At 62.5% G+C, this 5,003-nt stretch carries 4 protein-coding genes; all 4 read left to right on the top strand.

The annotated features are described in order from the left end of the window. The first annotated feature begins 67 nt into the window (after nucleotides 1–67). Nucleotides 68–1,030, top strand: a complete 963-nt coding sequence (locus AB5Y50_RS09470) for an IS1595 family transposase (protein ID WP_319882837.1) — start codon at nucleotides 68–70, stop codon at nucleotides 1,028–1,030. Between the two features lie 75 nt (nucleotides 1,031–1,105). Continuing rightward, nucleotides 1,106–2,539, top strand: coding sequence for a DUF2867 domain-containing protein (locus AB5Y50_RS09465; protein WP_010676077.1), 1,434 nt, complete (start codon nucleotides 1,106–1,108; stop codon nucleotides 2,537–2,539). 179 nt (nucleotides 2,540–2,718) lie between these two features. Continuing rightward, on the top strand, nucleotides 2,719–3,975 hold the full coding sequence (locus AB5Y50_RS09460) for a malic enzyme-like NAD(P)-binding protein (RefSeq protein ID WP_069784933.1): 1,257 nt from the start codon (nucleotides 2,719–2,721) through the stop codon (nucleotides 3,973–3,975). 123 nt (nucleotides 3,976–4,098) lie between these two features. Next, nucleotides 4,099–5,003, top strand: a 905-nt coding sequence (locus tag AB5Y50_RS09455) for an IS1595 family transposase (RefSeq protein ID WP_210600941.1), incomplete at its 3' end; no start/stop codon positions are given.

Raw genomic sequence — 5,003 nt, 5'->3', positions numbered from 1 at the left:
GGCGCTGTCCCAATTATGTGTTGGAAGGCTAATCTGGAAGTAGGTCATCACCGCGAGGACCTTCATCATGGATACGCCAGCCTTCCAACACCTGTTGTCCCTCTTTCCATTACTTACTCTGCGTCAGCGCCGTGTCGCTCAGCATGAGCTCGCCGCTCCACACCCGATTACGTCCCTCCATGCCCAGTTACCCACATGCTGCGGCTGTCCCCACTGCCAGGCGGATGCCACCCAGCTGGCCCCCTGGGGCTGGAGCCGTGGGCTGCGTCGTTACCGTTGTAAGCAGTGTCGGCGAACCAGCTCCCTCCTCACCAAGACGCCTTTGGCCAGATTACGTAAGGCTGAGCATTGGGAGGACTACGCCCAGACTCTCATCGACGGGCTCACTGTCCGCCAGGCCGCCGTCCGCTGCGGTGTTTGCAAGAACACCGCCTTCTTGTGGCGTCACCGCTTCCTGAAGGCGATGGCAAACCACCAGGCAACACGGGAAGAAGGCATTGTGGAAGTGGATGAAACCTTCTTCCTCGAATCGTTCAAGGGGCAGCGAGGGTTGCCTCGTCCGGCAAGACATCGTGGCGGGAAAGGGCGTACCCGGGGGACCGGGCGGGATTACATCCCGGTGATGGTGGTGCAGGACAGGGCGGGCCATCAAGCCGACTTTCAGCTGGAAAGGCTGGATGCGCAGACGGTGAAAGCGGTGTTGCAGCCACTCATCGCGCCCGATGCAGTGCTCTGCAGTGATGGTGCAGGGGTGTATGCCAGTTTCAGCCAAGCGCGGGGCATAACACATCAGGTGGTGTACAACCGTCGAGGTGAGCGAGTCATTGGGGCATACCACATCCAGCATGTGAACGGATATCACCGGCGGTTGAAGGAGTGGATGGAACGATTCCATGGAGTCGCAACCCACTACCTGAGGAATTATCTGGGCTGGCGCAGGATGCTGGAACGTTACGGCAGGGAGGTAAATACCAAGATGTGTTTGCATGAGGCGCTAGGGCACCCGATGCAACACGTAATTGGGACATAGCCTTTTTTATTGGCCGCCATTCTGTAATTCCCCGCTTTGCCCTATGGTGTTGGCTCAACCAAGGGAGAAGAGCCGATGCGCACATGTCTGGTGATGGGAGCTGCCGGGTACATAGGATCCTACCTGGTGCCCCATCTGCAGGGTCTGGGGTACAGGGTCATCGCCGGGGCCCGTCGTCCCTGCCGTCTGCCGGAGGGGGTGGCGTTTCGCCTCGCCGACAGCCTCAAGCCTGCCACCCTGCCCCCTGCGCTGGCGGGGGTCGACACCGTCTTCTATCTGGTACACGCCATGGGGGCGGGGGCCGGTTTTCACCGGCTGGAGCAGCAGGGAGTGAAGAACTTCGCCGCCGCCGCCCGTGCCGCCGGGGTGCGCCGCATCGTCTATCTCGGGGCCATCCAGCCCGAGCCCTGCAACAGTCGCCACCTCAACTCCCGGCGCTACTGTGGGGAGCTGTTTCGCAGCGCAGGGGTGCCCACGGTAGAGCTGCGTGCCGGCATCATCATAGGCCCCGGCTCGGCGGCGTTCGAGGTGATGCGGGATCTGGTGTACAACCTGCCCATGATGGTGACGCCCAAGTGGGTGCGTTCCCGCACGCCCCCCATCGCCCTCTCCAACCTCTTGCACTATCTGGGCGGGCTGGTGGAAGCCGACGGGGTGGATGGCCAGATCTTCAATGCGGCCGGCCCCGAGCTGCTCAGCTACCAGCAGCAGCTCCAGAAGTTCGCCGCCCACATCGGCAAACGCTGCCCCATCATTCCGATCCCCTTTTTGAGCCCCCGGCTCTCCGCCTGGTGGCTGCAGTTCGCCACCTCGGTTCCCCAGCCCATCGCCAAGGCGCTGGTGGGGGGGCTCAAGCACGACATCCCGGCGGATGACGGCCCCTTGCGCGCCCTGCTGCCCCAGCATCTGCTCAGCTTCGACGAGGCGCTGGCGGAGAGCTTGGCGCTGGAGCAGAGGCTCGGTGCCGAGCAGCACGGGGAGGAGACGCCCCTTGGTCTGCGCTGGCGTCATCCCGAATATGGCTTCTACGACCGCACCGCCAGCGGGGAGGCGGATTGCCTCGCCGCCCCCGAGGTGGTGTGGCAGGTGTTGCAGCAGCTGGGGGGTGAGCAGCGCTACTTCTACATGAACGAGCTGTGGGTGGTGCGCGAATGGATGGATCACCTGATCGGCGGCCCGGCCCGGACCCGGGGACGCACCAACCCGGATCGCTTCGTTAAGGGGGACATGCTGGACTCCTGGCAGATCCTCGGGGTGGATGAAGGACGCAGGCTGGATCTGCTGTTCAACATGAAGGCCCCCGGCGTCGGTCGGCTGGAGTTCAACATTCAGCCCCTGGAGTCCGGCCTGACCCGGTTGCGGGTGACGGCCCACTGGCATCCACAGGGGGCCTGGGGACTGGCCTACTGGCTCGCCATGCTGCCGTTCCACCTCTTCATCTTCCAGGGGATGACGGAAGCCATCGCCCGGCAGGCAGAGGCAAAAGCCGGCATTCCAGTCATGGATTGAAATCGAATCTATAACTAATTGGGTAGTTTTGGGTGGCATGACATGCTACTGACTAGCGTGTCATTGCTATCCAGCGATATTTTATGCTGTGAAAGGGCGGGGGATTTCTTTATGATCCTCAGCCCTCGCCCGCTGGCGAGCCAACGCATCACTCATTCATTTCCGTATCGGGGTCCCCCATGTCCGATCAGCAGCACGATCTCCGCCAACAGGCACTCGACTACCACGCCCAACCTGTCCCGGGCAAAATCGCCATCGCCCTCACCAAGCCCGCCGAGACCGCTCGCGATCTGGCGCTGGCCTACAGCCCGGGCGTTGCCGAACCGGTACGCGAGATCGCCGCCAATCCGGCCGATGCCTACCGCTACACCGGCAAGGGCAACCTGGTGGCCGTCATCTCCAACGGCACCGCCATTCTGGGGCTGGGCAATCTGGGCCCGCTGGCCTCCAAGCCGGTGATGGAGGGCAAGGCCTTGCTGTTCAAGCGCTTTGCCGGCATCGACGCCATCGACATCGAGGTGAAGCACGAGACCAGCGCCCAGTTCATCGATACGGTGGCCGCCATCGCCGACACCTTTGGCGGCATCAACCTGGAAGACATCAAGGCCCCCGAGTGCTTCGAGATTGAAGAGGCGCTGATCGCCCGCTGCGACATCCCGGTGTTCCACGATGACCAGCACGGTACCGCCATCGTCACCGCAGCCGGACTGCTCAACGCGCTGGAAGTGCAGGGCAAGGAGATTGGCACCAGCCGCATCGTCTGCATGGGCGCCGGCGCCGCCGCCACCGCCTGCATGGATCTGCTGATCAAGTGCGGGGCTGCGCCGCACAACATCTTCATGCTGGACCGCCAGGGTGTTATCCACAGCGGCCGCACCGATCTCAACCAGTACAAGCAGCGTTTCGCCAACGACACCCCCCTGCGCACCCTGATGGAGGCCATCGACGGGGCTGACGTCTTCGTCGGCGTCTCCGGCCCGGACGTACTGCCCGCCGAGGCGGTGGCCCTGATGGCCCCCAACCCGGTGATCTTCGCCTGCTCCAATCCAGACCCCGAGATCAAGCCTGCCCTGGCTCACGGAGTACGCGGGGATCTCATCATGGGTACCGGCCGCTCGGACTACCCGAACCAGATCAACAACGTGCTCTGCTTCCCCTTCATCTTCCGCGGCGCCCTCGACGCCCGTGCCAGCCGCATCAACGATGCCATGAAGATCGCGGCAGTGGAGGCTATCCGGGCTCTGGCCAAGGAGCCGGTGCCCGCCGAGGTGCTGACCGCCGCTGGCGTGAGTGAACTCGCCTTCGGCAAGGATTACGTCATTCCCAAGCCCATGGACGCCCGCCTGCTGCCGCGGGTTGCCCGTGCGGTGGCACTGGCGGCGGTTGCCTCCGGGGTGGCCCGCATCGAACTGCCGGCGGATTACATGCTGGGTTGAGTCACGGCAAGCACGCAAAAAACAGAAGGGGCCCCTGTCGGGGGCCCCTTTTTCATGGCGCTGTCCCAATTACATGTTGAAAGGCTAACCTTGAAGTAGGTCATCACCCTGAGGGCCTCCATCATGGATACCCAAGCCTTTCAACATCTACTGTCTCTCTTTCCACAGCTCACCATGCGCCAGCGTCGCCTCGCGCAACATGAACTCACTACCCCTCACCCAATCACCTCGCTGGCCGCTCAACTCCCCGCTTGTCGATGTTGCCCTCACTGTCAGGCCGAGGCTACGCAGTTGGCTCCCTGGGGTTGGAGTCGAGGGCTGCGTCGTTATCGCTGCAAGCAGTGTCTACGCACCAGTTCCGTTCTCACCAAGACGCCTCTGGCTCGACTTCGCAAGGCACAATGCTGGGAAGACTACGCCCAGGCCCTCATCGACGGTCTGACCGTCCGACAGGCTGCCGTCCGCTGCGGAGTCTGTAAAAACACCGCCTTCTTGTGGCGTCACCGCTTCCTGAAAGCCATGGCGAGTCACCAGGCGGCACGGGAAGGGGGTATCGTCGAGGTTGATGAGACCTTCTTCTTGGAGTCGTTTAAAGGGCAACGTGGTTTGCCCCGCCCGGCCCGCCACCGTGGGGGCAAAGGCCGTACCCGAGGCACAGGGCCGGATTACATCCCGGTGATGGTGGTTCAGGACCGGGCTGGTCACCATGCGGATTTTCAGTTGGAGAAAATGAATGCCGAGACGGTGATAGCTGTTTTGACACCCCTTGTCTCGTCAGATGCGGTGTTGTGTAGCGACGGCGCCGGGGTGTATGCCAGTTTCAGCAAAGCGCAGGGAGTGACCCATCAGGTCGTGCGCAATCGCCAAGGCGAGCGTGTGGTTGGCGCGTACCATATCCAGCATGTAAACGGATATCACCGTCGGTTGAAAGAGTGGATGGAGCGGTTCCATGGGGTAGCGACCCACTATCTGAGAAATTATCTGGGTTGGCGAAGGATGTTGGAGCGCTACGGGCGGGAAGTGAATGT

The organism is Aeromonas sp. s6 (assembly GCF_040907815.1).
In the GTDB taxonomy this organism is placed as follows: domain Bacteria; phylum Pseudomonadota; class Gammaproteobacteria; order Enterobacterales; family Aeromonadaceae; genus Aeromonas; species Aeromonas caviae.
Note: the sequence above shows the minus strand (reverse complement) of the source record. Positions and strands in the feature narration are given on the sequence as shown.